This is a genomic window from Escherichia sp. HH41S, assembly GCF_009820115.1.
GTDB lineage: Bacteria > Pseudomonadota > Gammaproteobacteria > Enterobacterales > Enterobacteriaceae > Escherichia > Escherichia coli_F.
The window spans coordinates 1-2,783 of the sequence record NZ_VNXE01000116.1; the positions used below are offsets into that span (position 1 = coordinate 1).

Annotated in this window: 1 protein-coding gene; it reads left to right on the plus strand. The window is 62.0% G+C overall.

Annotated elements, in window-relative coordinates; translation table 11 throughout:
• A partial coding sequence (locus FQZ95_RS21810; RefSeq protein WP_160530664.1) for an RHS repeat domain-containing protein occupies positions 1-2,783 on the plus strand: 2,783 nt, incomplete at both ends.

The window sequence follows — 2,783 nt, forward strand, 5'->3', positions numbered from 1 at the left end:
CTCGGCCCCGGCTGGAAAATGCCTGCGGATATCCGCTTACAGCTGCGCGATAACACACTGATACTCAGTGATAACGGCGGCAGAAGCCTGTATTTTGAGCACCTGTTTCCCGGTGAGGACGGTTACAGCCGCAGCGAGTCACTCTGGCTGGTGCGCGGCGGCGTCCTGAGACTGGATGAAGGTCACCGGCTGGCCGCACTCTGGCAGGCGCTGCCGGAAGAGCTTCGCCTGAGTCCGCATCGTTATCTGGCGACGAACAGTCCGCAGGGGCCGTGGTGGGTACTCGGCTGGTGTGAGCGGGTGCCGGAGGCGGATGAGGTGCTGCCCGCGCCGCTGCCGCCGTACCGGGTACTGACCGGGCTGGTGGACCGCTTCGGGCGCACACAGACGTTTCACCGCGAAACCGCCGGTGAATTCAGCGGCGAAATCACCGGCGTGACGGATGGTGCCGGGCGTCACTTCCGGCTGGCACTGACCACGCAGGCGCAGCGGGCAGAAGAGGCCCGGCAGCAGGCCTCTTCCGGCGGGGCGGAACAGTCCGCTTTTCCTGATACCCTGCCGGACTACACCGAATATGGCCGGGACAACGGCATCCGTCTGTCTGCCGTGTGGCTGACGCACGACCCGGAATACCCGGACAACCTGCCAGCCACGCCGCTGGTGCGCTATGGCTGGACGCCGCGCGGCGAACTGGCGGCGGTGTATGACCGCAGCAATACACAGGTGCGCAGCTTTACTTACGATGATAAATACCGGGGCCGGATGGTGGCGCACCGTCACACGGGCCGACCGGAAATCCGTTACCGTTACGACAGCGACGGGCGGGTGACAGAACAGCTAAACCCGGCAGGCTTAAGCTACACGTATCAGTATGAGAAAGACCGCATCACCATCACCGACAGCCTGGACCGCCATGAAGTCCTGCATACCGCAGGCGAAGGCGGGCTGAAGCGGGTGGTGAAAAAGGAACACGCGGACGGCAGCGTCACGCAGAGTCAGTTTGACGCGGTGGGCAGGCTCAGGACACAGACGGATGCCGCAGGCCGGACAACAGAATACAGCCCGGATGTGGTGACGGGACTCATCACGCGCATCACCACGCCGGATGGCAGGGCATCGGCGTTTTACTATAGCCACCACAACCAGTTAACGTCAGCCACCGGGCCTGACGGGCTGGAAATACGCCGGGAATATGATGAATCCGGCCGTCTGATTCAGGAAACCGCACACAACGGCGATATCACCCGCTACCGTTATGATAATCCACACAGTGACTTACCCTGCGCAACGGAAGATGCCACCGGCAGCCGGAAAACCATGACGTGGAGCCGTTACGGTCAGTTGCTGACCTTCACCGACTGTTCCGGCTACCAGACCCGTTATGACCATAACCGCTTCGGGCAGATGACGGCGGTGCACCGCGAGGAAGGCCTGAGCCAGTGCCGCGCATACGACAGCCATGGACAGTTAATTGCGGTGAAAGACACGCAGGGCCATGAAACGCGGTATGAATACAACGCCGCCGGTGACCTGACCACCGTCATTGCCACGGACGGCAGCAGATACGGGGCACAGTACGATGCGTGGGGAAAGGCCGTCCGTACCACGCAGGGCGGGCTGACCCGCAGTATGGAATACGATGCTGCAGGACGGGTCATCCGCCTGACAAACGAAAACGGCAGCCACACCACCTTCCGTTACGATGTACTCGACCGGCTGATACAGGAAACCGGCTTTGACGGCCGCACACAGCGTTATCACCACGACCTGACCGGCAAACTTATCCGCAGCGAGGATGAGGGACTGGTCACCCACTGGCACTATGACGAAGCAGACCGCATCACGCAGCGAACGGTGAATGGTGAAACCGCAGAACAGTGGCGGTACGACGAACGCGGCTGGCTGACAGGCATCAGCCATCTCAGCGAAGGGCACCGGGTGACGGTGCATTACGGGTATGATGAGAAAGGCCGCCTGACCGGTGAGCGCCAGACGGTGCATCACCCGCAGACGGAAGCACTGCTCTGGCAGCATGAAACCAGACATGCGTACAACGCGCAGGGGCTGGCGAACCGCTGTATACCGGACAGCCTGCCCGCCGTGGAATGGCTGACTTATGGCAGTGGTTACCTGGCAGGGATGAAACTCGGCGACACACCGCTGGTGGATTTCACCCGCGACCGCCTGCACCGGGAAACGCTGCGCAGCTTCGGCCGTTATGAACTCACCACCGCTTACACCCCTGCCGGGCAGTTACAGAGCCAGCACCTGAACAGCCTGCAGTATGACCGCGATTACACCTGGAACGACAACGGCGAACTCATTCGCATCAGCAGCCCGCGCCAGACCCGGAGTTACAGCTACAGCGACTCCGGCAGGCTGACCGGCGTCCACACCACCACCTCAAATCTGGATATCCGCATCCCGTATGCCACGGACCCGGCAGGTAACCGCCTGCCTGACCCGGAGCTGCACCCGGACAGCACCCTCAGCATGTGGCCGGATAACCGTATCGCCCGTGACGCGCACTATCTTTACCGGTATGACCGTCACGGCAGGCTGACGGAGAAAACCGACCTCATCCCGGAAGGGGTTATCCGCACGGATGATGAGCGGACTCACCGGTACCATTACGACAGCCGGCACCGGCTGGTGCACTACACGCGGACACAATATGCAGAGCCGCTGGTCGAAAGTCGCTATCTTTACGACCCGCTGGGCCGCAGGGTGGCAAAACGGGTGTGGCGGCGTGAACGGGACCTGACGGGCTGGATGTCGCTGTC